The organism is Mesosutterella faecium (assembly GCF_022809315.2).
Taxonomy (GTDB): Bacteria; Pseudomonadota; Gammaproteobacteria; order Burkholderiales; family Burkholderiaceae_F; genus Mesosutterella; species Mesosutterella faecium.
The window spans coordinates 1,760,387-1,785,688 of the sequence record NZ_JAKZJU020000001.1; the positions used below are offsets into that span (position 1 = coordinate 1,760,387).

Genomic DNA, 25,302 nt, shown 5'->3' on the forward strand with positions numbered 1-25,302 from the left:
CCCTTTCCCTTCCTCAGGGCTCGATCGACCAGCCGAACCCCGGGTGGGTCTTGATCATCGCCCGGCCGAAGGGCTTGTCCACGACGCTGCGCAGCAGCCAGAGGTTCGTGCGCAGGCTGTCGGAGTCGGGCCGGTCGTCTCCCCAGAGTTCTTCCTCGAGCTCGTTGCGCGAGACGACAGCCGGGCTCTTGGACATGAGAATGCGCAGGATCTGGAATCCCACGGGCGAGAGGTGCAGGCTGCGGCCCTCGCGCTCGGCGCTGGCCGTGGTGAGGTGCAGCACGAGATCCCCCACCCTGAGGTCCTTCACCACTTTGCCCTCGGTGCGCCTCAGAATGGCGATGATCCTCGCCTCGAGCTCCTTTAAGGAAAAGGGCTTCACCAGGTAGTCGTCCGCGCCGCTCGTGAGGCCGGTGATGCGGTCGTCCAGCTCGTCGCGGGCCGTGAGCATCAGGATCGGGGTCGAAATCCCCTCCTCGCGGGCGCGGCGGCAGACCGCGTAGCCGTCCATGCCCGGCAGACCGATGTCGAGCACCACAAGCGAGAAGGCCCCGGTGCGGATCTGCGCGAGAGCCATGGGTCCGGTTGAGGCCTCTCCGGTCGCCCAGCCCCTCGCCTGGAGATATTCCGTCACGTTGAGCCGAAGATCGTCGTTGTCGTCCACCACCAGGATCTTATTTCCCATGCGAGCCTCTGTACAAAAGCAACGGCCCCCATCATACTGGGTTTGAGGCAGGGGCTGCCGCCTTCTCAGCAGGCGCGGATCCCTTGACAGCGTTTTGACGGTTTCCCCGCCATAATGCAGGGGTTTTACTGAGGCTTTCGCCTTCTCTGAACGAATTTATGCTCAAGAAACTTTCTTTCGCCGCGGCAAAGCCCGCCGTCAGCAAAATCCTGGCCATACCGCTCGTGTGCGCCATCTGGTGGATCTGCGTCGACAGCTACCCCTTCTGGCGGCTCGCCATCAGTTCCATGGGCACGCCGCGGGGAGCGGACGCCGCCTTTTTCTCCGAGGCCCTCGTCGTCTTCATCTGTGCCGTGGCGGCCGTAATCGCGCTGCTGCAGGCGTTGCTGGGCGTGCGGGCCTCAAAAGTGCTTCTTTTCATTCTGTCGGTGATCGGGGCCGGGGGCTTCGCCTTCTCTGTGCTCTACAACGCCGTCATGTCGCCCGACATGCTGCGAAACGCGCTCGCGACCGACACCCACGAGGTGATGGGGCTCATGTCCCTGCCGCTTTTCGGCTACTTCGCGCTGGGCGCGGTTCCCGTCTGCGTCTTTCTCTGGTTCTTCCCGCGCGCGGGGCTCTCGGGCGCGTCCTTCAGGCTTAAAAGCCTCGGGCTCTCGGTCGTGCTCTTTGCCGCGGCCGGGGCCACGCTTTACTTCAGCATGCAGGACTTTTCCTTCTTCATGCGCGGGCACCGGGAAGCGCGCTACCTGATCGCGCCCTTCAACGTCGTCTACTCCGCGGTCCGCACCCAGGCGCACGACAAGAGCCCGGACTCGAACGCGCCGCGCGCCGTGGTGGACGCCTCGCCCGCCCTTGCCGCGGCTCCCGGCTCGAAGCCGCTTGTCGTCGTTGTGGCCGTGGGCGAGACCGCGAGGGCCGCGAACTGGGGGCTTGACGGCTACGCGAGGGACACGACCCCGGAGCTGCGAGCGCTCGGCGTCACCAACTATGCCCAGGCCACCTCCTGCGGCACGAGCACCGATGTGTCGGTGCCCTGCATGTTCAGCCGGATCGGCCGGCGCAACTACGACCGCAGGCAGATCCTCGCCGAGGAGCCCCTCGCGCCGCTGCTCAAGCGCGCCGGAGCCTCCGTGAAATGGATCGAAAACCAGAGCGGCTGCAAGGGCGCCTGCCTGGGCGTCGACATGGACAAGCCGAAGGATCATCTGTCTGACGCGGACCGCGCGAGGCTCTGCCCGGACGGGCTGTGCTTCGACGAGGTCCTCACTCCCTACGTGAAGGACCCGTCGGTGGGCAAGACCCCGGTCACGGTGCTGTTCCTGCACATGGCGGGCAGCCACGGACCGGCCTACGCCCGGCGCTATCCTCAGCAGCGCGAAAAGTGGGGCCCGGTCTGCAGCAAGGTGAACTTGAGCGACTGCGACCCCAAGGAGCTTCGAAACGCCTACGACAACTCGATCCTCTACACCGACCATGTGCTCGCGCAGCTCATCGGCGCCTTAAAGGACAAGAAGGACGCTGACACGGTTCTTATCTACGCCTCCGACCACGGCGAGAGCCTGGGCGAAAAGGGGATGTATCTGCACGGCGCCCCCTGGGCGATCGCTCCTTCCGAGCAGACCCGCATCCCGATGATCCTCTGGATGTCGGACGGGTTTAAGCAGCGCCAGGGCATTGACGCGGAATGCGCCGCCCAGCGCGCCCTGAAGCCTTCCTCGCACGACAACCTCTGGTCCACGATCCTCGGGCTCGCAGGGGTGAAGTCCTCGGCCTACAAGCCGGCCGACGACCTGCTCGGAGCCTGCCGCAGGCGCTGAGAATCCTTCACAAGACGGGAGGGGGCGGCCGCAGGCCGCCCGAACTCTGAGATGAAATTTCGGAAGCTGCCTCCCAAGGGGGTGCGCGAGGCGATCCCGCGCACCGTCTGGGCTCTGGGCGCGGTGTCTCTTTTCATGGACATCTCCTCGGAGATGATCCACGCGGTGCTCCCCCTTTTCATGGCCACGACACTCGGCGCTTCGGCGCTTGCGATCGGTCTCACCGAGGGGGCTGCGGAGGCCGCGGCCCTCATCACCAAAGTCTTTTCCGGGATGCTCTCGGACCGCTTCGGGCACACGAAGCTGCTCGTCTTCGCGGGCTACGCGCTCGCGGTCTTCACGAAGCCCTTCTTCGCCCTCGCGACGACCGTGGAGCAGGTTTTCCTCTGCCGCTTCACAGACCGGGTGGGAAAAGGCCTGCGGGGAGCGCCACGCGACGCGCTCATCGCCTCGGTCACCCCGAGGCCGATCCTCGGGGCGGCCTACGGGCTTCGGCAGTCGCTCGACTCGGCCGGGGCCTTCATCGGGCCCGCGCTCGCGAGCCTGCTGCTCGCCGCTTTTTCCGAAAGCTACCGGTTCATCTTCTGGTGCGCCCTCATCCCCGGGCTCATCTGCCTCGCGCTCATTGTGTTCGAAGTGAAGGCCCCGGAGCCCAGCGCCGGCCGGAAAGTCAACCCGCTCTCGCGGGAGGCCGCGCGGATGCTGCCGCGCTCCTTCTGGATGCTGCTCGCCCTTGCGGCGGTCTTCTCGCTCGCGCGCTTTTCCAACGCCTTCATCGTGCTTCGGGCCGCCTCCTGCGGCATCAGGCCCATGTACGTGCCGCTCGTGATGGTCGCGATGAACGCGGTCTTCGCCTTTTCCTCCTACCCCTTCGGGCGGCTCGCCGACCGGGTGCGCCCGACGCTGCTGCTTGCCTTCGGGGCCGCGCTTCTCGCGGCCTCCGAAGCCGTCTTCGCCGCGGCCTCGGGACCGGCCTGGATCCTCGCGGGCGTCGCGCTCTGGGGGCTGCAACTCGGGGCGACGCAGGGCGTCTTCTCGATGATGGTCGCGGCCCTCGCGCCGGAGGCGCTCCGGGGCACCGCCTTCGGGCTCTACAACCTCGCTTCCGGCGCCGCGGCGCTGGCCGCGGGCCTGCTGGCCGGCTCGCTCTGGGACCGCTTCGGCAGCAGCGCCTCTTTTCTGGCGGGAGCGGTCTTCGCGCTTTTCACGCTCGCGCTGCTTGCCGCGCTGAGGCGCGGAAGCCTCAGGCCGCTCTGAGCTATGATGCGCTGAAGTTTCCTTTCCTCTCTGCTTCAAAAAGGGGCGGCCCTTTGATGCTGACCGCCCCTTCCCCGCCATGAACCGGATCTTTGTCGAGGGCATCGCCCGGGAGCTGCACGAGGCCGCGGCACAGGCCCGCACCATCGTGCTTGTCTCCCCCTACGTGAAGAAAAGCGCGCTTGCCGCGCTGCTGGACCCCGAGGCGCCTTTTTACAGGCTCACCCTCGTCGCCCGCGCCCTGATCGGCGACTTCGCCAACGGCTTTTCAGACCTCGAGGCCCTCTCCTTCGCCTCGCGGCTCGGTGGGCGCGTGATGACGCAACCGAGCCTGCACGCCAAGTACTACCGGTTCGACGACACGGTCTACATCGGCTCGGCCAACCTCACGGCAAACGGCACGGGGCTCGGCCTTCACGGCAATCTGGAAGTCCTCGCGAGGATGGGCCGAAGCGATGAGACGGAGCGCGCCGAGCGGCTGATCCTTCGCGCCTCCGAGCCGCTCTCCGGGGAGGACTGGCGCTTTCTCAGGCGCAAGACGGAGGATGCCTCGCGGGCCGCAGACTACCGGGCCCGCGTCTCGGGATTCCTCGAAGAGGGCGTGACAAGGCTTCCGGGGCGGTGGCTGCCGCTTTGCACGAGGCCCGACCTCCTCTTTGAGATCATCGAGAGGCGGCCCCTGGGACGCTACCTGAGCCCGCAGGAAAACGAGCGGCGGATCGTGCTCGAGGGCGAGGAGGATTTGAGAGCGCTCGCGCCGCCCGAGTCTGCCCTCTCTTCGCGCCTCGGCTTCAACGCCTGGGCGGCGGCTTGCCTCTCGCAAAGCGGGATCGCGCGCACGATCGACCGGCTCTTCGAGCACTCGGGCTCGCCCGAGCCCGTGCTCGCCTTCGGCTTCATCAAAAGCGTGCTTGAACAGGACTTCAGCTGCCGCGACGCCTACTTCCGCGTGCAGTCGCTCACCCGCTGGCTCACGTACTTCCTGCACAGCACCTACTACATCCCCGACACCGGGGCGCTGCTGCTTGCAAGGCGCTGATATGAAGGCCCCGTCCGGGGGGCGGCGGGGAGAAAAACAGCCTCAGGCGGGGGCTGCGCGCCGGGGCAGCAGCAGCTTCACCGAGTACCAGAGCCCGGCCGCGGTCACGGCGGCGTTCACCCACCCGAGCGGAAGCAGCCAGTCGCCCGGCTCGAAAAGCCGCACGCAGTGCAGCGCGAGGACGATGAAGACGAGAGCGAAAACCCTGTGCGCCCGGCCCCACCACGGGGCCTTCAGGACCGGCAGGAGCGCCAGGGCCAGCAGCACGCAGGCCAGAACCGTCGCCGCGACGGAAGAGGTGACAGCGGCAGGCCGCAGCGCCCCCCAGAGCCCCTGAAGGCCGCCCGAGGCTGCGCCGCGGACGATTCTCGACACAGGCTCGCGCGCGAGGGGCTGGACGAGCGGCGAAAAAAGCGGGCGCGTGCAGGCGTGGACGACGGAGAGCGCGACCGCCGCGATGCCGACCCGGCGGTGCCAGAGCATCAGATCGGGCGTGCCGGCCGCAAGCCGCATGAACCAGGCGGGCCGCGCGGCGATCAGAATCGGGAGCGCCATGAGGCCCCAGGCGATGACGCCGTTCAGGTAGTAGAGCTCATGCATGAGCGAGCGCATGTTGCGCGCGGGGGGATCAATCCAGAGTCCGGCGGCCCAGGCAAGCGTCGCCGCAAGGAGAAAGCAGACAAGGATTTTTTTCATTTGGGAGACCTTGGGTCGGGCAGAGAACCGCTCTGCCTGAAGTCAATTTAGGCCCGGGAAGGCCCCCGCGGGGAAAACGGCAACGGATTGGCGATCTTATTTACTTTTCTTTGGCGGCGGTCGCATTTGTAACAGAGACGGGGCGGCCGTCCAGCCTCGCGATGAAGGGAAGGAAAAGCGCGAGGCCGATCGAGCAGGAGATGAGCTCGGAGACGGGCACTGCGGCCGCGATCCCGTAAAAGCCAAAGAGAGAAGAGAAAAGCCACATGAGGGGCGCGTCAATCGAGCCCTTGCGGATGAAGGCGAGGAAAAGCGGCCGCCAGCGCGCCCCGCAGGCCTGGAAGCCCGAGACCATCAGGTGCCCGATGATGGACAGGGGGCAGGCAATGGCGATGATCCGCACGCACTTCGAGGCGTGGGCGGCGGTCACGGGCTCGGCGATGAAGGCGCGCGTGAGGGGCTCGGAGAAGGCGACGAGCAGCAGCGTGGCCGCGGCCGAGCAGGAGACGCCCCCTAAAAGCGCGGTCTTCATGACGCGGCGCAGCCGCCCGTGGTCGCCGGAAGAAAAGTTGTAGGCGATGAGCGGCAGCGTCCCCTGCGCGAGACCGATCGAGCAGGAGAAGATCATCTGGTCGACCTGCTTTGCGATCCCGAGGCCCGCCACAGCGGCCGGCCCGTAGCCCGAGGCGAGGAAGTTGAGGACCGCGTTGGAGAAGCTCGCGAGCCCCGTCATCACGAAGGAGGCAAAGCCCACGGAGAAAATCTCGAAGGCCCAGGCGCTGCCCTCGCGCGCAAGCCGCGGCGAGAGGCTCACCACGGTGCCCCGCCCCTGGCGCATCAGCACGAAGCGCCCGATGTAGAGCGCCGAGACCACGTTCGAGATGAACCCCGCGATCGCCGCCCCGCGCACTTCAAGCCCCAGCGTGAAGATGAAGAAGGGCGCGATGAGGATATTGAGAAACCCTCCGAGCGCGATCCCCCGTCCCGCCACCCGGGCATGTCCCTCGGCCCGCACGAGGTGTGCGAGCACGTTGGAGGCGACAAGCGGCAGGGCCCCGAGCCCGATCATCCAGGACAGGTACGCGACCGTGGGCTCCCAGGTCGGCCCGGCCGCGCCTAGCAGCGGCAGGAGCCTTCCCCTCTCCTCCCAGATGAGAGCCGCGTAGAGCACGGCCACCGCGATCCCGCACCAGAAGGCGAAGGCGGCGCAGCGCCTCGCCTTTTCCGTGTTGCCCGCCCCGAGCGCGCGCCCGATCGCGGACGACGCCCCGATCCCGAAGAGGTTCGCGAGCGCCGTGAGAAACAGAAACGGAGGAAACGCGATCCTCACGGCCGCCACCTGCGCGGGGTCGCCCAGCTGCCCCACGTAGAAAATGTCGACGACCGCGTAGATCACGGTGATCAGCTGCGCCGCGATCGTGGGCAGCGCGAGCTCGAGGATCGCGCGGCCCGCCGGAGCGCTTCGGAAAAGCGCCTCGGTGGCCGGATCGGGTCTGCTGCGTGCCTGCATTTTCTTTTTGGTGTCCCGCGAGGATTGGGTTGAAGGCGGGGCCGCGGCCGAGAAAACTGCCGGCGGCAGCCCGGGAAATTCCACTCTACTCTTTTTGGTGGCTGTATCCCGCCGGCCCCATGCGTTTTTCTGCTTTTACGTTTTCCTTGAACCGCGGGCCTTCTTTAAAGAGAAAGTCCCTTTTCCTTTTTCTTTTCCACATCAAATAGCGCCTTTCATTCCATCCACACACCGGGCCTGCAGGCCCGCCGGGAGTTCCCCATGCCTGGCGAAATCAACTGGCCCGAGGGCTTCGGCCCGCAGTGTCCTGACAACTTCGGCTCGGCCGAGGCCGCCGCAGAGGGCGCCGGCGCAGGTCAGGTCTTCGGGCTGCCCCTTGAAGCGGCGCTCTGGCCTGAGTGATGCAGCGCCGTCTCGGAGGTGCGGCTCGAGGATGCCTCCGGGGCTCAGGGGAGGCTTAAAGAGGCCTTGCGCTTCAGCTTCACAAGCCTCGGGGCCCGGATCGAATTCGAGCCCCGGCAGAGGGCCGCCCGCGCAGGCTCGCCTGGAGCGCCTCGATCGGCGGGGCCGGAGCGAAGCCAAAGCTTCAGGCGGTGTACGCCTGGCTGATCGAAGAGCTTCCGCACGGGCGCGTCCGCATTCTCCCGGTCGGATTCCAGAAGGGGCCGCTGGCGAAGGCCCTTCACGAAGCGGGCCCCGAGGCGCTGGACGAAGGCCCTGGGGAGCGGGTCAGGAAGCTCGCGCAGGCCGCCTCCGAAGAAGGCTTCCGCGGGTAACCCTGGAGGGCGTCCCCAGGGGCGGAAAAGCACCCGTGTTTTCCGCTTGCAGCGCAGTGCGGATCCGCTACAATGCAGAGCCCGCTTAAGAATTGGCGCGGCGCATTTTTTCGTCACCGGGGCCGCCGGCCGGGTTTTCGCCATGACGCGTGAAAAGACTCTTTGGGAACTGTACAAATCGGGCTTGAAGAAGTACTTCAACTTCCGAAGCCGCTCGACTCGCAAGGAGTTCTGGGTTTTCGTGCTCGCCACGCAGCTCTGCGTCGTCCTGCTCACCGCGGCCGACCCGATGCTGGGCACCGCCGCGGCGCTCTTCGCCTTCATTCCCACCCTTTCGGCCACCGTGCGCAGGCTCCATGACCGGGGCTACAGCGGCTGGTGGATCGCCCTGCCCTACGCCCTGATCTTCGTGGGCACGGGGCTGCTCTCCACTGAAGACGAGGAGACCTACAGCGCCGCGAGCAAGATTCTCGACGCGGCGGGGCTGCTCGCGCTCCTTTGGATCTGGCTGCAGACCTTCCTGCGAAGCTTCCCGCGCGAGAATCCCTGGGGGCCGGTGCCCGACAACCTGAAGAAGGACTGCGCGCCCGCTCTGCCCGCACCCCTTAAGGATCTGCGGGGCGCGCCGCTCGAAGGGCCCGAAGACGCGGTGAAGCCCCGTCTCGGAAAGCACTGAGCACAGGGCCCGCGGGCCCCGGGCCTGCTTTTTTCAGCGCCCCTCTTTCGCGGCCTGCTCCTCAAGCTCCTTTCTCGCATCCTCGAGAAGCCTGATGAAAGCGGGATCCGCGGTGAGCTTCGCGAAAGCCGCCGAGGCGAGCAGCCGCCCCGCCCTCGTGTCGCTCCTCCAGTGCGCGCCGCAGATCCAGCGGCTGTCGGTTTCCCGCAGCCCCTCGCGCAGGATCGCCTCGGCCTTCTGCGGGATCAGGGAGGCGAGCACGAGCGCGTAGCCCCAGGAGCGCACGGAGTGCCCCGAGGGGTAGCTCATGCGCGGGTTGAGGTGCGGCTTCTGGTCGGGGCGGCAGGTCTCGTCGCCTTCATGGACGGCGAACGGCCGCGGCCGCATGAACTTCTTTTTCGCGCTTTTCATCGACTCGAGGATCGGCCCCATCGCAGCCTGCATCGCGAGCCGGGTCCGGGGCGCGTCGGCCTTCGAGAGGCGGTAGCCCGTGAGGGCGGAGTATCGCCGCTCGAAGCTCTCGAGCGAGACGAGGTCCGCGTCGGCCGCGGCCTGACGCCCCCGCGGCGTGTTCCGGAGCGTCCTGCCGTACTCGTAGAAAAGCTCGTCGGAGGCGAAGGCGGTGCTTCCGGCGGCGGGCGGCTCCTCAAGCAGCGCACCCCCGTCCACAGGCGCCTGAACGGCCCCCTGCGCCGGGAAGGAAGCAATCAGGCCGCAGAGCCCCGCGGCCGCGGCAAAGCGTTTCAAGTGTCTGAAGGCTGTCATGGACCAGTGTTCCCTTTGGAAAATTTCCACACAATACCCCCGGCGGGCCGCCGGGCCCGCCGTCCGCCGCGGGCGCGACCGCGTCCTCAAAGCCGAAATGCGCGTACCAGCGCTTCCAGCGCTCCGCGGCGGTTTTCTCCGCATGATCGCTCAGAATCCGGGCGAGCCCGGCGAAGGCGGGACGGGAGGCGTCCCTGAGGCGGCAGACCACGGCGCTGCGCCAGGGCTCCCTGTGCCAGCCTTCGAGCACGGGCACCACTCGCCCGCAGGCGAGCTCGTCCTCGAGCGCCCCGAGGCCCACGTCAAGCGCGATGCCTTCGCCCTGCAGCAGCATTGAACGACAAAAGAGCGCGTCGCCCTGCCGGCAGGGCTGGGAGGGCGCGAGGTAGGCCACGCTGCGCCCGCGCTCAAGCCGCGTCGAAAAACCGGGCGAAGTAGCGCTTTGCAGCAGCACCGTGTGGCGGGCGAGCTCCCCGATCGAAGCGGGACGGCCCCGGCGCCGGATATACGCCGGGGCCGCGAGAAGCAGCGTGTACTCGAGCCCGCAGGGAAAAACTGCGAGCTGACCCGGGTCCGGACGGCAGGGCATGAGCGCGAGGTCGGCCTGGCCCGTGAGGAGCCCCTCGGGGCCGCACTCGGGAAGAATTTCCGCGCTGAAGCCCGGGTTTTCAGTCTCCAGACGCCTCAAAAGCGCGAAATAGGTGCTTCTGCCGCAGCCGGCGGGAAGGCTGATCCGAAAGCGCCCGCGAAGGCTCGCCTGTCTCTCTCCTCGGACGCCGGCCGAGTGCAGGGCCTCGGCGGCCCGCACAAAATCCCGGGCTGCGGGCACGAGCTCCTTCGCGCGCGGGGTGAGAGAGGCGGGCCTGCGCGTGCGGTCGAGAATCGGAAAGCCCAGAGCCCGCTCAAGCTGCGCGATCGTCCTCGAGGCGGCCGGCAGCGTGCAGCCTTCGAGCGCGGCCGCCGGGGAGAGCGACCCCGTGCGGGCGAGGGCCAGAAAAAGCCGCCAGCTGCTCACGTTTTCAAGGGCGTCCATGGCAAGCGTTTTTATTTAGTTAACAGTTTAGATAAGTTAATTTTACAAAATCGTCATCTTTTTGGACGCGCCCCTCCCCCTTGGGCTACATTCTTCTCACCAACCCGAAGAGCGGGGCTTCGTGCAGCAGCAGCCCCGCGCTTCACCCAATTTTTTTTGAGTCTGGGGACCCGGGCCTGGAGCAGTGGTATGCCCCGCCCGCCTGGCCCGGTTTTCAGAGGTTGCCATGAAAAGCGCAAAACTCGGGGCGGCTCTCGCCTTTTCCGCGGGGGCCTGCTGGGGCATTATGGGCGTTACGGCCCAGTATCTCTTTGAATTCTTTTCCTTTACTCCCGAAGGCCTGGTCGCCCTGCGGCTTGTCGCCGGAGGACTGCTGATCCTTGCCGCCGAAGCTCTCTTTTTCGGGCGCGACGTGCTCGAGCCGATGCGGGACCGGAGAAACCGCCGCGACCTCCTGCTCTACGGCGCGGGCACCGGCCTCATGCAGTACACGTTCTTTCTCGCCGTTGCGGCCTCGAACGCGGGCACTGCCGCGGTGCTTTCGGGAGCGATTCCCCTCTTCCTGCTGCTCTGGCAGGTGCGGTCCGAACGCCGCCGCCCGAGCCCGCTCGAAGTGTTCTGCGTGCTGCTCGCCGGCTTCGGGATCACGCTGCTTGTTACCAAGGGACGGCTCGACGCCCTCGATTTTTCCGCGGCCGGCGTGGGGATGGGGCTCGCCTCGGCGCTTTGCGGGGCCTTCTGCTCGATTGAGCCACAGGCCGTGCTGCGCCGCGTGAGCCCGGCGCTCGTCACGGGCTGGGGGCTGCTGCTTGGCGGCCTCATGATGCTCGCCGCCGACCCCCGCGGACCCGTTCAGGGCAGTTGGAGCCTGATGTCGCTTCTCTGCGTCTTCGTCGTGGTGGTCGTAGGCACCGTCACCGCCTTCCTCTGCTACCTCACGAGCCTGAGGTTCATCGCCGCGCCCACCGCGGGGCTGCTCTCCTGCAGCGAGCCGCTTACCGCCGTGATCTTCACGGCGCTCGTCCTCGGCACCCGGTTCGAGCCGCTGGAGCTCGTCGGCGCGGCCTGCATCGTGGCCTGCGTCCTTCTGGTGGACAAGGCCGCGGGCCGCCGGAAGTCCGCTTAAAAGCCCCGGGGCCCGGCCGCTCATTTCCCGCGCGGCCCCTCCGGGGGCCTTTTCTCCTTTTTCAAGCGGCGCGCCCCTTAAGCCCCGGCGACCTTTTTCCTCCTTCCGGCGGAACCGGGGCCAGGGGCCCGGTGTAATCTATTTCCCTGTGCGCCCCTGCAGCCTCGCGCGCGCACGTATTTCCCCCTTATCCCTCGGACACGGAGGCCGATGCGCCCATGAACTTCGTCTGCACCCGATGCGGGAAAACCGCGCCGCTTGACACCCTCTCGCCCTGCTGCAGCTGCGGCGGGCTCTTCGAACTCGACTACACGCCGCCCGCCTGGGACCCCCGGCTCATCGACCGCAGCGCCTGGAACATCTTCCGCTACCGCGCCTTCATGGCGCTCGAGGGCGAGGCCTGGCGGGAGGTCACGATGGGCGAGGGCCTCACCGCCGCGATCCGGCTCGACCGGGACGTCCTCGTGAAGATGGACTACATGACACCGACCCTCTCCTTCAAGGACCGGGGGGCGTCGGCCCTCGTCGCCCACATGAAGGCGATCGGGGTCAAAAAGTGCGTCCAGGACTCGAGCGGAAACGCCGGGGTGGCGGTGGCCGCCTACTGCGCCCGGGTCGGGATCGGCTGCGAGATCTACGTGCCCGAGGGCACGAGCCCGAACAAGATCGCGATGATCGGCGCCTACGGCGCGAAGGCGGTCGTCGTCCCCGGCAGCCGCGACCACTGCGCCGAGGTCTGCCGCGCGAAGGTGCGCGAGGAAGGCGCCTACTACGCGAACCACGTCTACAACCCCTTCTTCTACGAGGGCACCAAGACCTACGTCTACGAACTGCTTGAGCAACTCGGGCGCATCCCCGAGCACCTTTTCATCGAGACCGGCAACGGGACGCTTCTCATCGGCGCGGTGAAGGCCCTCGAGCACCTGCTCGCCTGCGGCGCGATCGATCATTTCCCGCAGATCGTGGCGATTCAGAGCGAGAACTGCGCGCCCTTTGCCGAGACGCTGCGCCAAGGCTCGGAGCACCTCGTGCACATCAAGCCCCGCCCCACGCTCGCCGAGGGGATCGCGATCGGGGAGCCCGCCCGCGCGGACGAAATCCTCGGCATGATCCGCCGGCACGCGATCCGGATCGTCACCGCACCCGAGGAGGAGATCCTGCCCGCCCGGGCGGCGCTCGCCCGGCGCGGCATCTACGCCGAGCACACGACCGCGGCGGCTCTTGCGGCCTACCGGCGCTACTGCGACCTCTACGGGCCCGCACCCGACTCGGTGCTGTCGATGTGCAGCGCAGGCATCAAGAGCGATCACTAAAGGAAAGGACAGAAAATGACCACACTGAAAGACCTTCAGACTCCGGCCCTCATTCTGGACGCCGGACGTCTTGACCGGAACCTCGAGCGCATGGCCGCCAAGGCACGCAGCCTCGGCGTCGCGCTGCGGCCCCACCTGAAGACCTCGAAATGCTGGGACGTGGCGCGCCGCCAGCTCACGACCCCGCAGGGGCCGGCCACCGTGTCGACCTTAAAGGAGGCGGAGTACTTCGCCTCCCACGGCGTGAAGGACATGATCTACGCGGTGGGGATCGCCCCCGCGAAGCTCGCGCGCGTGGCCGCGGTGAACGCCCAGGGCGCGGACCTCAAGGTGATCTTCGACAACGAGGCGGCCGGGCGGGCGATCAGCGACTTCTGCGAAAGGCAGGGGGTGAGGATCCGGGCGCTGCTTGAAATCGACTGCGACGGGCACCGCTCGGGGCTCCGCCCGGAAAGCCCCGAGCTGATCGAGGTTGCAAAAAGCCTCCGGCCCGGCTCCGGAGCGGAGCTTGCCGGGGTGCTCACCCACGCGGGCGGCTCCTACAACGCGACCAGTCCCGAGGACATCCGGCGCCGGGCGCACGAGGAGCGCGACGGGGTCGTGCGGGCCGCCGAGAGGCTGCGCGCAGCGGGGCTGCCCTGTCCGATCGTCTCCGTGGGGTCGACTCCGACCGCGACCTTCGGGGACAACCTGGAGGGAGTGACGGAGCTGCGTTGCGGGGTCTACGCCTTCTTCGACCTCTTCATGCTGGGGCTGGGCGTTTGCCGCCAGAGCGACCTCGCGCTTTCGGTGCTCGTCACCGTGATCGGGCACCAGAAGGAAAAGAACTGGGTGATCACCGACGGGGGCTGGATGGCCCTTTCAAGGGACCGCGGCACGGCCTCCCAGAAGCTGGACCAGGGCTACGGGCTCGTGGCGGACATCAGCGGCGAGCCTGTGCCTGAAGACCTGATCGTGGTCTCCGCGAACCAGGAGCACGGCATCATCTCCTCGCGCGACGGCAGCGCCTTCGATCTCGAGCGCTACCCGGTGGGGACGATGCTGCGCATCTTCCCGAACCACGCCTGCCCCACCGCGGCCCAGCATCCGCAGTACTACGTGGTCGACGACGGCACCGAGGTCCGGGCCGTCTGGCCGAGGATCTACGGCTGGTAAAAAAGAAGCTGGGGGAGAAGGAGAGGCCGCCGCCTGAAGGCCGCGCCCTCTTCCCCCTCGGGCTTTTTCAGAGCCTGTAGGGCCTTGCCGCCGTGCAACAGGGCGAGCCCTCCGTGAGCCAGAGCGTGCGCTCCGTGAGATCCATCACAAGCGACCAGAGCGAGCAGTGCCTGTGGTACTCGGGCAGCGTCTCGTCGTCGTGCCGGCAGACGCTGTCGGGGCAGCCCGCATGGTCCGAGAAAATCCGAAAGAGCGCCTTGCGGCGCAGGCTCCCCTCCTCGAGCGCGGCGAGACGGCGGATCCGGTCGAGCCGCGTGAAGGTCGAGGTGTAGCTGTACCAGGCGGCCTCCGGGCCGGCCGCGAGCCGCTCCGAGAGCCAGTGGTTCGTGTGGCAGAGCGGGCGGCCGCCGCCCGTGAGGACGTCTAGCCCCACAGGCGCCGCCTCCACCATCACCGCGAGCCCGTCGCCGGAAGCGAGCCCGATGCAGGCCGCGCCGGCGCGCTTCGCGCGGGCGACCGCCTCGATCGCCTTCGGCACCGTCGTCTGCGAGAGGGCCGCCCGCAGCAGCACCTGCACGGGCACCCCGGCCCTGCCCTTTTTCACCGAAAGAGCGTTCATCGTAAGCCCGAGCCCGAACTCGTTCATCCCCTTGCCGCCCACGAGCCCCGCCTCGGTCACGATGAGGCAGCGCGCGAAGGGCTTCTGCTCGACTTCGAGCAGGACGGTCGTGCCCCGTCCGATCGACCACCAGTCCCAGTTCTGCCCGAGGTAGGTCCGGCCGTTGCCCGAGGCTTCGGGCGGCACCGCGATCGCGCTGCAGGAATCCTCAGGGACGTCCGCCCGCGCGAACATCACCTCCGAGCGGCAGTTGAGCGTGAGGATGGAGGCGAAGTCCACGCCGGCCCCCTCCGCGATGCCCTTCATCTCCTCGATCAGATCCGGCCTGAAGCGCGCGATCGGCTCCTCGTAGGCCGCGGCCGCCTTCTTCGCCTCCTGCCAGGAGCTCGAGGCCTCCTTTTCAAAGAGGATTCCATACTCGCGGATCACGGCGCGGATCCGCTCCGAGGCCGCCCGGCCGTACTGCAGCCCCCGCTCGCGGGGCGCGCCCCGCAGCCTGATGTACTGGTGAACCGACTCGCTCATGGCTTTTCTCTCCTTTTGGCCCCGGGAGGCCCGCAGCCCGGCCGCTTTGCCCGAAGCCAGGCATCCCAAAAACACGTGACAGGATCCTGCCTTCCCTCCTACAATGCAAGCATAACCCCCGCGCGGTGCGCCTTGGCGCCGCGAGGCCGCAGAAAACCGCGCAGGCAAAGCGCGGCGAGACCATGGGGGACATAAAAAAATAAAAAAACAAGGAGACCTGCATGACTGACGAAAAAAAGACGGCCGCAGGCATTTCTCGTCGCAATCTGCTTAAAACCATCCCGGCCCTTGCCGCCGTTCCGGGCGCCGGAACCTTCTTCCTGCCCGGGCGGGCGCTCGCCAGGGAAGAAAGCGCCCAGGGCTGGTCGATCTGCGACAACTGCAACCATATGCCGATGTGCGGCATCCACTTCCAGAGGCTCGGCAACACCATCGTCTCGATCGAGAGCTGGAAGGAACACCCGCATAAGATCCTCTGCAGCAAGGGGCTTGCCACGCTGCAGCGGCTCTACAACCCCGAGCGGCTCCTCCATCCCCTCAAGCGCACGGCTCCCAAGGGCAGCCGCGACCCCGGCTGGGTGCGCATCTCCTGGGAGGAGGCCTACCGGACGATCGCGCAGAACTTCAACCGCGTGAAGAAGGACTACGGGGCCGACAAGGTGATGCTGATGTGCGGCGACCCCAAGGAGCCGCGGCCCGCGGTCATGCGGCTCGCCCGCTACTTCGGCACCTGGCACTACGCCACCGAGTCCTCGGTCGCCTGCCGCAAGGGGACGCTGCTCGCCGAGACGCTGGTTCTCGGACAGGCAAACAGCGGCGGGGGCTGCGGCCCGCAGACAAAGTCCTACCTCGTCATGGCCACGAACGGCGCCTGGTCCAAGCCCCACGGCTGGTGGAAGATGATCACCGCGGCGAAGGCGCGCGGCGTGAACATCATCGTGGTCGACTCCCGGCGCACGAAGACCGCGGAGCTCGCCACGGTGCACCTGCAGCCGCGCCAGGGAACCGACGCGGCGCTCGCGGCGGGCCTGTGCCGCGTGCTCTTCGAGGAAGGGCTCTACAACAAGGCCTTCTGCGACAAGTGGGTCTACGGGGTCGAGGAGTACCGGGCCTACTGCAGGGACTTCACGCCGCAGAGGACCGAGGAGCTCACCGGAGTGCCCGCGGAGCTCGTCGTGCGGGCGGCGCGCCTTTACGCGAAGGGCCCGGGCAGCTACGCGATGACCTCCCAGTCGCTCTCGCACACCCGCAACGGCGTGAACAACGCCCGGGCGCTGCTTTGCGTCCCGGCGATCCTCGGCTACATCGACTGCCCGGGCGGCGCGCTCTTTTCCGTGGGCCCGAAGGGCTACATCGTCCACGACAACGGCCTCACGAAGGACTTCGTCGACTATCACTGGTTCGAGGAGCACAAAAAGGACCGGCTTGACCGCGACTTCGTCCCGGTCTGGAACGCGACCCAGGTGCAGTGGAACCCGAACATGCTCCCCGAGTACGTGAAGGCGAAGAAAATCCGCGCCTTCGGCGGCTTCGGCGTGAACGTGATGATCTGGCCGCAGCCCCAGGAGTACGCCCGGGCCATCCGCGACATGGAGTTTTCGTTCGCAACCGACTACTTCTACCGCGACATCACCCACCGCGACATGGACATCCTGCTGCCCGCCGCGATGAACTTCGAGCGCTACGCGCCCTTTGGCACGCACGGCGGGAAGGTGGCCGTGAGAACGCCCGTGAAGCCCATGGGCGAGGCCCGGGAGGACTGGCGGATCGCGCTCGAGCTGGGCTCGATCCTCGACACCCCGGAGCACTTCTTCAACGGCGACCCGGTGGCGGCCTGCGACTCGATCCTCAGGACCTGGGGAACCGACTACCGCACGGCGCAGAGGAACCTCCCCGCGCTCACCCCCGTGCAGTCCCGCAAGCAGGAGCCCTACAAGTACGAGAAGGGGCTGCTGCGGCCCGACGGACGGCCGGGCTTCAACACGCCCTCGGGCAAAATCGAGCTCTCGTCGCTGCTTACGAAAAAGCTGGGCTTCGGAACGATCCCGCTCTACAAGGAGCCCTGGCAGCCCACGAGGGACTACCCGATCAAGCTCATCAACGGCACCCGCGCGCCCTACATCACGCACTCCAAGACCCGCTCGGACTGCCCCTACCTGCTCGAAATCGAGCCCATGTCCACCGTGGACATCAACCCGAAGGACGCCGCGAGCCGTGGCATCCGGGAGGGCGACCGGATCGTGATCCGCAACCGCTGGGGCGAGGCGCACGCCCGGGCCCGCGTCTCCATCATCGTGCCGCCGGGCACGGCCGGCATGCAGTACGGCTGGCGCGGCAACCAGAACTCCCAGGTTCTGATCCCGAGGCAGTTCGATCCGCTCTCGGGCTACGCCCCGTATTTTGAAACCTGCGTCCAGATCACGAAGGAGGGGTGAGAGATGAGCAGATTCGGACTGATTGTCGACATGGACAAATGCATCAACTGCCACGCCTGCTTCATCGCCTGCAAGGAGGAGAACAAGGTGGCGCCGGACATCCAGTGGAACCAGCTCCACAGGACGGAAAACGAGCGCGAGCGGATCATCAGCTACTTCCGCGTGGGCTGCATGCACTGCGAGGAGCCCGCCTGCCTGCCCGCCTGCCCCGCAAAAGCGATCCGAAAGGGCGAGCACGGCGAAGTGCTCGTGGACGACTCGAAGTGCATCGCCTGCGGGGCCTGCCTCAAGGCCTGCCCCTGGAGCGTGCCGCAGTTCAACCGGACGGGCCGCACGAACTACTTCGCGAAGGCCCCGCTTGAGACCGCGCCGCTGCTGCCGCACCAGAAGAGGACGCCGGGAAAGGCCGAGCGCTGCACGCTCTGCGTCCACCGCACAAGCCGCGGCCTGGTGCCCAAGTGCGTCGAAGTCTGCCCGGCGGGGAGCCTCGTCTTCGTGGACTACGACCGTCTGACGGAGCCGCAGAAGAAGCTTCTCGCCCGGGCCAAGCCGCTCGGAGGGCACGCGGAGCGGCGTCCCAAGGTCCTCTACGCCTCCACGCACGCCGATCCCGCCTCGCTTAAGGACAAGATGCGGTAAGGAGCGCTTTATCCGCGCGGCAAGGGACTCTTCCCGGGGCGGCCTCGAGCGCCGCCCCGGGGGAGCGGGAGAAAACGTCCGGAGCAAGTCCATGCAGGATGGAGAACAAGAGGAAATCCGGGCCGGCCTGACAAACGCGAGGGCGCGGCTCTATGAGTTTTTTTCTGTCTTTTTCAGGGGGCCGCGGAGCGCGGAGCTTCTAGCGCTGCGGCCTGAGGCGGAAGCCTCGGTCGCGGCGCTTAGCGCCGCGCTGGGCCTTAAGCCGCCCAAGCTCGCGGGCAGCCTGCCGCCCGAGGCGGGCGAAGAGCTCGAGCGGGAGTTCGCGCGGCTCTTTTACGGCGTGGGGCGGCGCACCGTGTCCCTCTCGGAGTCGGTCTACACGAGCCGCGAGGCGATCCTCTGCCAGGGCGCCCTGCAGGAGGTGAGCCGGATCTACGACGAGGCGGGGCTGCGGCCCGCGGGCGACCCGCGCGAGGCGGACACCCTGCCCTTCGAGCTCGCCTTCGCGGCAGAGCTCGTCGAAGGAAAGCGCCCGGAGCTCGAGAAGGCCTTCATCACGGAGCACGCCGCGCCCCTGGGGCTTTCCGTCTGCGATGCGATCGATGCCGCGCCCCCGGAGCCTCAGGTGCGGCATGTCTCGGCGCTCCTGCGCGCCTTTCTCCTCTCCGAGCAAAAGCTCCTCGCCTGAAAGGAGGGCCGCACGGCCCTTTCCCCTCTGCTTTTCCCGCCTCTTTCCGCCCTTCCGCGCGGAAGGGGCGGCTCCTGAAAGAGCGCTTCCAATGATTAGGCCGAACTAATTATAGGAGTGAGGCTCCGCTTCCTCCCTTTAGCGCCGGGAAGCCTTCGAAGGTAATCTTTCCACCGTTCCGAGGCGCTGGGGCCTCAAGGAAAAAGATCAGGAAAATGAGGAGGCAGGAATGAACGGCAGCATTTATGAAGACCAGATCGCGAGGCTTGCGGGACTTGAGGCCCAGGCGGCCAAAATGAAGGACGAGCTCGAGGCCTGGAGCGGCCAGGCGGAGTTCTTCCGCGAGCGGCTCGAGGCGGCGGCCGACAAGAAGACGGTGGCCGAAGCGCTGAAGAAGCTGAACGAAGCCGACTTCGCGATGTGATCGCGCAGCATCATTAGGCGGAACTTTTGAAGAACAGAATCCGGGAGACTGAGATGAACGAATATTTCGACTACTGCCTTGAGAGGTTCGACTCGCTGCAGGGACGCGCGAAGCGCGAAGCGCAGGAGCTGCGTGCGGTGCAGGAGCAGATCCGCGCGCTGCGCCGCGAGCTCGCGGCGAAAACGGGAGAGGAAAAGCTTGAAAAAGCGCTTGCCGCCTACCGCCGTCCGGATTTCATCTGACTTCAAGCAAGAGCGGGAACGGGAGAGGGGGCCGCGGAATGAGCGGCCCCCTCTGTCAATATTGAAAACTAAGCACCCCCCAAAAAAGTGAAAACTTGGGGACCACCCCGACGTACGATGATCAGCTGGTTTGAGTGTTTTCTGCCCCCACCTCCTTTGCTTTAGTTTTCTTAAATTTCCGCATCCTGCCTTCGTGGATCCTGTAGCTCTCGCCTTTAATTGCGATGGCGGTGCAGTGATGGAGCAGCCGATCCAGGATTGCGTTTGAGGCCGCTTTGTCCCCCATGAACAGCTCCCACTGGCCGGCTGGCCGGTTGCTGGTCACAATGACGCTCTTCTTTTCGTATCTCAGAGCCACCAGGTGGTACAGCAGCTGCGTCTGCACCGGCGACAGCGGCGTATAGCCGAGTTCATGGATGATCAGCAGCCTGGACTTGTTGATTTCCTTGAGTTTGTTTTCAAAAACGCCTTCGCTGTAGGCCTTTGAAAGAACTTCAATTAAATCCTTGGCACTGAAGAAACGAACCGTCATGCCGGCGCGAACGGCGCTGACTCCCAGACCGATGGCCAGATGCGTCTTCCCCACTCCCGGAGGCCCGACCAGGACGACATTTTCCCCGTTGCCGACCCATTCCAGGCTGCACATTTCACGAAAAAGGCCAGGGTCGATGGACGGCTGAAATGTCAGATCAAAATCCCTCAGTTCCTTAATGACCGGAAAATGAGCGCCGCTCATCCAGAGCGAGCAACGGTTGGCATTGCGCCGCCTGATTTCCTCTCCGAACAGAAACGCAAGGGCCTCCCTGACCGTCATTTTGTTTTCAGTGGCGCTCTTGAGCAGGTCTTCAAGATTGTCCCGAATGAACGTCAGCTTCAAGCGGGCCGCACAGGCCTTAAGCTCTTTGTCTGTTTCCCTCATGGCCGAACTCCTTCGGGTTCAGCCCCAACAAAAAGCAGGTTGTATTGCGCAGAGTTTCCCGGCATGCCCGCACCAGCTGCCTGATACGCCTGATAAACGGGATCTTTCTGAAGGATTTTTTTTTCTTCCTCAAAGGCTTTTGCAGCGTTCCTCGGGGTTGACAACGGCTGCTGGCGAGGCGAATATGCATCTGCGGTTTTATCCAGGCAGATGATCCGTTTCTGTCCACAGTACACCTCGAGGTTTTGTGAGCTTACATGGAGTCGGACCTCTTGCAGCCGACAGGCATCGGGGAGTCGATAGCAGCGGTTTTCCAAATGGATGAAACCGCATTTGTCTGCCTTTCTCGTCACCCAGATCGCTGAATACTGAGGACCGCACGGCAGCGGCCTCAGCGCTTTCTTTTCTTCGGGCCAGCGCTCCAGGGGCGTGTGCTGGAAACTGGCCAGCACACGCCGGTCGGCCGTCTGGCCGCACCAGGCCCGCAGGTTCATGTTCAGCTGTTCAAAAGATTTATAGCGCACCCCCACCAGTGCATTGTGCTTGACGTATCCGACGCTGCGCTCAACCTTGCCTTTGGACCGGGGCTTGCGGACGGCAGTGGCGACAGGGGTGAAATCGTACTGGTCTGCCAGAAACTGGTACCGGTCAGTGAAGCGAACCTCACCCCGGCGTTGGTGGAAAGCCACCAGCGAGGCTGCGTTGTCGCTGATCACCTGCCTAGGAACTCCTTGAAAATAAATAAACGCCTGCTCTATGCCCTGCAGCCAGGCCTCCTGGGTCTCTCTTTCAAACGCCATGGCGAAAATGCGCCTCGAATAGCCCAAAATGGCGACAAAAACATGCACATGCGTCATCTGGCCTGCAATTTCAACGTCTTTTTCGCCAAAATCAATCTGCATCTGGTCGCCTGGCTGGGGCTCAAACCTGTCGGGCGAAGGCATGTTCTGAAGCTTGACCTGATGCCGGAAGCCTCTGATGAAGCGGTTGAAGACGTCCTGCCGCACTTCCACTCCATATTTTTCCTGGATCAGCCGGATGGTCACCGGGCCGCTGCATTCTGCCCTGAGAAAAAGTGCCTGGGCATCTTCAGTATGGGCCTGGAGGAAGGCAAGGCTGGGGCCGGGACGCCGGCCGACTTTCAGTGGAACAACGCCCTTGATGTACCGCCTGATGGCCTTGCGGGACACGCGCAGCGTGCGATGGATGTACCTGATGCTCTGCCCTTGCTCATGCAGAGCCAGAATGCTTTGCTGAATTGATTTTGAGAGCATGAAGTCGGACCTTTCATAATGTGACTTTCTGCTCTGATGTTTTAACGAATTGCGATCCACAACGGAACCCTCTCATAAAAAAAATTGGGAGGGGTGGTCTCTTGGTTCTGAATAATTTGGTGGGTACTTTATTTCAATTCACGACACCCCTCTCTTTTTTTCGGCGCCCGGGCCTTTCGAAGGCCCGGCTTCAGGCAAGCAGCGAAGCGCGGATTTTGACCACGGCCTTCTTGTGCCAGGCGGGGCGGCCGGCGGCGAGGTTCGGGGCGTGGGGCTCGCCCGGCAGGAACACGGCGAACCCGCCCGCTGCAAGAACGAGGCTCTGCGGGCGCCCGGGCTCGGGGTAAAAGGCGATGTCGCGCGACTCGTAGGCGTCCTCGAGCGGGGCGGCCGCGGGAAGCTCCGCGGCGCAGTCCATCCGCTCCTCGCCCTCGAGCACGATCTGCACGTCGACGTAGGCGCGGTGCGCCTCGAAGCGGCGCTCGGAGGCGGGCTTCGTTTCCCCCTCCTCCACGTTCACGTAGATGTCCTCGCCCTGAAGTTCATAGTGCCCGGGAGGCAGCGAGCCGCCTCCCTTTTTCAAAAAGAGCTCCAGCGCGCGGGCAAAGGCCGGATGCAGGCTCCGGCTCTCCTCTTTCCAGGCTTTGAGGCTTCCGACGAACATCGATTTTTTCTCCCTGTTTCGGTCTGGCTCACGGCCCCGATCCTAGCAAATCCGGGGCGCCCCGGCGGCCGCGCACCGCTTAGAATAAGCCTGTTTTCTTCCTTTTCAAGCTTTCAGGGCACCCCATGGAAAAAATCGCCGTCATCGGGGCGGGCGCGCTCGCCCGCGTCTTCTGCCGCCGCTTCGCCGCCGCGCTCGCCGGCCGCTGCGAAATCACCGGGATCATGAGCCGCACCTTCGAGAAAACCGAGGCGCTCGCCGCTGAAACCGGGGCTGCCGCCTGCAGGACGTTGGACGACCTTCTCGCCCTCAACCCCGGCTACGTGGTGGAATTTGCCGGAGTGCAGGCCCTGAAGGACTACGCGAGCGCGGTGCTCGCGCGCACGAACCTCATCGCGGTCTCCGCGGGCGCGCTCGCCGACCCCGCCTTCCGTGCCAAAGCCGAAGAGGCCGCCCGGGGCTCGGGGCACCGCCTCATCATCGCCAACGGCGCGATCGGGGGGCTTGACCTGCTGCGCACCTACGCGCTCATGGGCGGCGCAAAACTCGAGTTTGAAAGCCTGAAGGCCCCGAAGAGCCTTGCCGGGGCGCCGGGCCTCAAGGGCCGGACGCTTTCCGAAGAGCGCGAGGAAGTCGCCTTCTCGGGCTCCATCGACGAGGCGATCCGAGAGTTCCCGAAGAACGTGAACGTCGCCGTGGCGGCTCGCGCGGCAAGCGCCGCAGAACAGTCCCGGATGACCCTTCGCAGCGTCCCGGGCCTTAAGGAGACCACGCACAGCCTGAGGATTGAAAACCAGCTGCTGCACGCCGAGCTTTCCTTTTCCTCGCGTCCCGACCCTGAGAACCCCCGCTCGTCGGTGTCCGCGGCCTGGAGCGTCCTCGCGTGCCTTGACGCGCTCACCGCGCCGATCGCGTTCTTCTAAGAAAAGGGGGGAAGGCCTCGATGAAAGCAAAGCTTATGCCCTCGCTCGTGGGCCTGATGGTGGGGCTCATCGCCGCCTGGTTCACGATGTTTTTCACCGACAGAGTCCTCACGATGGCCTGCGTCGGGATCCTCGCCTTCATGCTCGCCTACGGGAAGTGCGTCATGGACGACCGCGAAAAGGCGCGGCAGGAGCAGGAGGCAAAGCGCAGAGCCGACCTCGAGCGGCTCCCGAGAAAGGCAAGGCGCAGAATCGAGCGCTCGCTCGAGCAAAGCGAGGGCGGCGCCCCCGCCCCGAAGGAAGGCAGCGGGCGCTGAAGCGGTCTCCGCCGCCCCCGCCCTGCCGGCAGAAGGGCAAAAAAGCTTCTTTTCTTTGAAAATAATACGACATCGTAATATCATTGTGCGGTCTTTTACTTCGATGTCGTAGTATTTGCCACTTAAGAGAAGCGCGATGAGAAATGCAAAACTGACGGCCCTGGCCCTGGCCGGATGCCTGTGCGTGGCGGGCAGTGCCCTGGCCGCGGAAGTGAACGTGGACTCGGCCACGAAGAACATGCCCGGGAAAGTGGAGAGCACGCTGCTCACCGTTGCCGTGAAGACTCCGCTCATCAACCAGATTTCGAACGTCGTCTACGAGCAGGTGCCCATGCGGGGCTACCCGAACGTGGCCATGAAAATGGACATCCTGCAGCCGAAGTCGGACAAGAAGCTGCCGGCCATCGTCTATGTCACGGGCGGCGGCTTCATCAACGCGAACAAGGACAACGGGATCCAGCTTCGCATGCACCTCGCGGAAGCCGGCTACGTGGTGGCCTCCATCCAGTACCGGGTCGCTCCCACCGCCCGCTTCCCCCAGCCGCTTGAGGACGTGAAGGCCGCGATCCGCTACCTGAAGGCCCATGCGAAGCAGTTCGGTATCGATCCTGAGCGCGTGGGTATCGTGGGCGGCAGCGCCGGCGGGTATCTCTCCGCGATGGCCGGCACCACGAGCGGCACCACCGCTTTTGACAAGGGCGACAACCTGAATTTTTCGAGTGAAGTGAAGGCTGCCGTGGATCTCTACGGCCTTTCGGACCTCACCCGCATCGGCGACGACCACAGCGAGAGGGTCAAGCAGGCCCACAAGTCCGCCGGCTCCACCGAAGCCCTCTGGGTGAACGGCTCCCCGGTCTTTGGCGGGCGGGACGGCGGCATTCTCGCTGACAAAGAGGCGGCAGAGAAAGCGAACCCCATCGCCTACATTTCGAAAAAGAGCGCCCCGATGCTCCTCATGCACGGCACGAAGGACACCGTGGTCTCGCCGAGCCAGACCGACCTCCTCTTCCAGGCCCTCCAGAAGAAAAACATACCTTCCAGGCGCTACCTCGTTGAGGGCGCAGCGCACGGCGGCATCTACTGGAACCAGAAGGAAGTGCTCGACGTCATCACCCGGTTCTTTGACTCCTATCTGAAATAACCGGCAGCGGATGGGAGCGGACGGAGAGGCCTCCGCCCGCTTTTTCCCGCGCACCTTCCGTCCAAGAGGAGAAAGCATGGAGCTCGACAGCACGCTGGGGTACATCCTGGGCCGTGTTTCCCGAAAGGTCCATTACCGGCTCGATGGCATTTTCAAATCCCGCGACATCACCATTGAACAGTGGGTGGGGCTTCGCATCATCCATGAGGACGGCCCGCTCTGCCAAAAGAAGCTCTCGGACCTGATGGAGAAAAACCAGAATACGGTGAAGGCGCTCGTTGACCGGCTGGAGGGGAAAGGCCTCATCCGCCGCTCCGTGGATCCCGGCGACAAGCGAAACCTCATCCTCGAGCTCACCGGTCAGGGGCTGGCTCTATTGCGCTCCCTCTCTCCCCTGGAGGCCGAGGTGAACGCGCTCATTGAAGGCTCGCTTACACCCAGGCAGACGGACACATTAAAAAATCTTCTGCTGAAGCTCGAAAAGAAGCTGTAGAGCAGGGGAAATATCGCTTCAAGATGGCTCCCGGCCCGGGCAGTGCCACTGCGCCACAACGAGGCCGCCCTTTAAAAGAATGTCATACATTTCCGCGCCTTCCTCACTGCGGGGACTCGAAGGAATCCTTTCCAGCGCCCTGGACGTG

At 65.5% G+C, this 25,302-nt stretch carries 27 protein-coding genes; 18 read left to right on the plus strand and 9 right to left on the minus strand.

All coding sequences use genetic code 11. The features are described 5' to 3' along the window. Positions 1-13 precede the first annotated feature (13 nt). A complete protein-coding gene (locus tag MUN46_RS08070) occupies positions 14-685 on the minus strand; it encodes a response regulator transcription factor (RefSeq protein WP_243377135.1) in 672 nt (223 codons plus the stop codon). A 158-nt stretch (positions 686-843) separates the two neighbouring features. On the opposite strand from MUN46_RS08070, the gene MUN46_RS08075 reads away from it, so the two are divergent. The 3 genes from MUN46_RS08075 to MUN46_RS08085 all read left to right on the plus strand — a co-directional run bounded on the left by MUN46_RS08075 (position 844) and on the right by MUN46_RS08085 (position 4,801). Beyond that, positions 844-2,505 (plus strand): phosphoethanolamine transferase, encoded by a 1,662-nt coding sequence (locus MUN46_RS08075; protein ID WP_243377134.1) that lies wholly within the window; start codon positions 844-846, stop codon positions 2,503-2,505. Positions 2,506-2,556: 51 nt separating this feature from the next. Then, the gene (locus tag MUN46_RS08080; RefSeq protein WP_243377133.1) at positions 2,557-3,762 is read left to right on the plus strand and encodes an MFS transporter; all 1,206 of its coding nucleotides are present in this window, start codon (positions 2,557-2,559) and stop codon (positions 3,760-3,762) included. 79 nt (positions 3,763-3,841) lie between these two features. Then, positions 3,842-4,801: a phospholipase D-like domain-containing protein gene (locus MUN46_RS08085; RefSeq protein WP_243377132.1), complete on the plus strand. Its 960-nt coding sequence runs from the start codon at positions 3,842-3,844 to the stop codon at positions 4,799-4,801. A 42-nt stretch (positions 4,802-4,843) separates the two neighbouring features. Here MUN46_RS08085 and MUN46_RS08090 read toward each other — a convergent pair whose 3' ends face one another. After that, positions 4,844-5,497 (minus strand): ferric reductase-like transmembrane domain-containing protein, encoded by a 654-nt coding sequence (locus MUN46_RS08090; protein ID WP_243377131.1) that lies wholly within the window; start codon positions 5,495-5,497, stop codon positions 4,844-4,846. 100 nt (positions 5,498-5,597) lie between these two features. Next, positions 5,598-7,007, minus strand: a complete 1,410-nt coding sequence (locus MUN46_RS08095; RefSeq protein ID WP_243377130.1) for an MATE family efflux transporter — start codon at positions 7,005-7,007, stop codon at positions 5,598-5,600. A 261-nt stretch (positions 7,008-7,268) separates the two neighbouring features. Between MUN46_RS08095 and MUN46_RS08100 the strand changes: the two genes are divergently transcribed. The 3 genes from MUN46_RS08100 (at position 7,269) to MUN46_RS08110 (ending at position 8,459) form a co-directional block, all read left to right on the plus strand. Continuing rightward, positions 7,269-7,409 (plus strand): hypothetical protein, encoded by a 141-nt coding sequence (locus MUN46_RS08100; protein WP_243377129.1) that lies wholly within the window; start codon positions 7,269-7,271, stop codon positions 7,407-7,409. Positions 7,410-7,600: 191 nt separating this feature from the next. Beyond that, entirely contained in the window at positions 7,601-7,783 is a 183-nt protein-coding gene (locus tag MUN46_RS08105; RefSeq protein WP_243377128.1) for a hypothetical protein, read from the plus strand. Between the two features lie 142 nt (positions 7,784-7,925). After that, positions 7,926-8,459 (plus strand): DUF805 domain-containing protein, encoded by a 534-nt coding sequence (locus MUN46_RS08110; RefSeq protein WP_243377127.1) that lies wholly within the window; start codon positions 7,926-7,928, stop codon positions 8,457-8,459. 33 nt (positions 8,460-8,492) lie between these two features. Here MUN46_RS08110 and MUN46_RS08115 read toward each other — a convergent pair whose 3' ends face one another. Then, the gene (locus MUN46_RS08115; protein WP_243377126.1) at positions 8,493-9,128 is read right to left on the minus strand and encodes an acid phosphatase; all 636 of its coding nucleotides are present in this window, start codon (positions 9,126-9,128) and stop codon (positions 8,493-8,495) included. After that, positions 9,106-10,257 (minus strand): LysR family transcriptional regulator, encoded by a 1,152-nt coding sequence (locus MUN46_RS08120; protein ID WP_243377125.1) that lies wholly within the window; start codon positions 10,255-10,257, stop codon positions 9,106-9,108. The genes MUN46_RS08115 and MUN46_RS08120 overlap by 23 nt, the downstream gene beginning before the upstream one ends. Positions 10,258-10,483: 226 nt before the next feature. On the opposite strand from MUN46_RS08120, the gene MUN46_RS08125 reads away from it, so the two are divergent. The 3 genes from MUN46_RS08125 (at position 10,484) to MUN46_RS08135 (ending at position 13,851) form a co-directional block, all read left to right on the plus strand. After that, the gene (locus tag MUN46_RS08125; protein ID WP_243377124.1) at positions 10,484-11,383 is read left to right on the plus strand and encodes a DMT family transporter; all 900 of its coding nucleotides are present in this window, start codon (positions 10,484-10,486) and stop codon (positions 11,381-11,383) included. Positions 11,384-11,601: 218 nt separating this feature from the next. After that, a complete protein-coding gene (locus tag MUN46_RS08130) occupies positions 11,602-12,696 on the plus strand; it encodes a threonine synthase (protein WP_243377123.1) in 1,095 nt (364 codons plus the stop codon). A 15-nt stretch (positions 12,697-12,711) separates the two neighbouring features. Then, positions 12,712-13,851: a DSD1 family PLP-dependent enzyme gene (locus tag MUN46_RS08135; protein WP_243377122.1), complete on the plus strand. Its 1,140-nt coding sequence runs from the start codon at positions 12,712-12,714 to the stop codon at positions 13,849-13,851. A gap of 67 nt (positions 13,852-13,918) precedes the next feature. Here MUN46_RS08135 and MUN46_RS08140 read toward each other — a convergent pair whose 3' ends face one another. Continuing rightward, a complete protein-coding gene (locus MUN46_RS08140; protein ID WP_243377121.1) occupies positions 13,919-14,995 on the minus strand; it encodes a C45 family autoproteolytic acyltransferase/hydrolase in 1,077 nt (358 codons plus the stop codon). Between the two features lie 221 nt (positions 14,996-15,216). Here MUN46_RS08140 and MUN46_RS08145 point away from each other — a divergent pair, with 221 nt between their 5' ends. The 5 genes from MUN46_RS08145 to MUN46_RS08165 all read left to right on the plus strand — a co-directional run bounded on the left by MUN46_RS08145 (position 15,217) and on the right by MUN46_RS08165 (position 19,423). Further along, positions 15,217-17,430, plus strand: a complete 2,214-nt coding sequence (locus MUN46_RS08145; protein WP_243377120.1) for a molybdopterin-containing oxidoreductase family protein — start codon at positions 15,217-15,219, stop codon at positions 17,428-17,430. 3 nt (positions 17,431-17,433) lie between these two features. After that, a complete protein-coding gene (locus MUN46_RS08150; RefSeq protein ID WP_243377119.1) occupies positions 17,434-18,069 on the plus strand; it encodes a 4Fe-4S dicluster domain-containing protein in 636 nt (211 codons plus the stop codon). A 91-nt stretch (positions 18,070-18,160) separates the two neighbouring features. Continuing rightward, on the plus strand, positions 18,161-18,757 hold the full coding sequence (locus MUN46_RS08155; protein WP_243377118.1) for a TorD/DmsD family molecular chaperone: 597 nt from the start codon (positions 18,161-18,163) through the stop codon (positions 18,755-18,757). Positions 18,758-18,986: 229 nt separating this feature from the next. Next, positions 18,987-19,181: a hypothetical protein gene (locus MUN46_RS08160; RefSeq protein WP_243377117.1), complete on the plus strand. Its 195-nt coding sequence runs from the start codon at positions 18,987-18,989 to the stop codon at positions 19,179-19,181. Positions 19,182-19,234: 53 nt separating this feature from the next. Beyond that, positions 19,235-19,423 (plus strand): hypothetical protein, encoded by a 189-nt coding sequence (locus MUN46_RS08165; RefSeq protein WP_243377116.1) that lies wholly within the window; start codon positions 19,235-19,237, stop codon positions 19,421-19,423. A gap of 121 nt (positions 19,424-19,544) precedes the next feature. On the opposite strand, the gene istB is transcribed toward MUN46_RS08165, so the two are convergent. The 3 genes from istB to MUN46_RS08180 all read right to left on the minus strand — a co-directional run bounded on the left by istB (position 19,545) and on the right by MUN46_RS08180 (position 22,280). Next, the gene (gene istB / locus MUN46_RS08170; protein WP_285230591.1) at positions 19,545-20,342 is read right to left on the minus strand and encodes an IS21-like element helper ATPase IstB; all 798 of its coding nucleotides are present in this window, start codon (positions 20,340-20,342) and stop codon (positions 19,545-19,547) included. Beyond that, on the minus strand, positions 20,339-21,616 hold the full coding sequence (gene istA / locus MUN46_RS08175; protein WP_285230550.1) for an IS21 family transposase: 1,278 nt from the start codon (positions 21,614-21,616) through the stop codon (positions 20,339-20,341). The genes istB and istA overlap by 4 nt, the downstream gene beginning before the upstream one ends. A gap of 190 nt (positions 21,617-21,806) precedes the next feature. Beyond that, positions 21,807-22,280, minus strand: a complete 474-nt coding sequence (locus tag MUN46_RS08180) for a NanQ anomerase/TabA/YiaL family protein (protein WP_243376359.1) — start codon at positions 22,278-22,280, stop codon at positions 21,807-21,809. Positions 22,281-22,405: 125 nt separating this feature from the next. Between MUN46_RS08180 and MUN46_RS08185 the strand changes: the two genes are divergently transcribed. The 4 genes from MUN46_RS08185 (at position 22,406) to MUN46_RS08200 (ending at position 25,154) form a co-directional block, all read left to right on the plus strand. After that, the gene (locus MUN46_RS08185) at positions 22,406-23,203 is read left to right on the plus strand and encodes an aspartate dehydrogenase domain-containing protein (RefSeq protein ID WP_243376360.1); all 798 of its coding nucleotides are present in this window, start codon (positions 22,406-22,408) and stop codon (positions 23,201-23,203) included. 20 nt (positions 23,204-23,223) lie between these two features. Then, positions 23,224-23,520, plus strand: coding sequence for a hypothetical protein (locus MUN46_RS08190; RefSeq protein WP_243376361.1), 297 nt, complete (start codon positions 23,224-23,226; stop codon positions 23,518-23,520). A gap of 136 nt (positions 23,521-23,656) precedes the next feature. Beyond that, positions 23,657-24,661: an alpha/beta hydrolase gene (locus MUN46_RS08195; RefSeq protein WP_243376362.1), complete on the plus strand. Its 1,005-nt coding sequence runs from the start codon at positions 23,657-23,659 to the stop codon at positions 24,659-24,661. A gap of 76 nt (positions 24,662-24,737) precedes the next feature. Then, positions 24,738-25,154 (plus strand): MarR family winged helix-turn-helix transcriptional regulator, encoded by a 417-nt coding sequence (locus MUN46_RS08200; RefSeq protein ID WP_243376363.1) that lies wholly within the window; start codon positions 24,738-24,740, stop codon positions 25,152-25,154. Positions 25,155-25,302 lie beyond the last annotated feature (148 nt).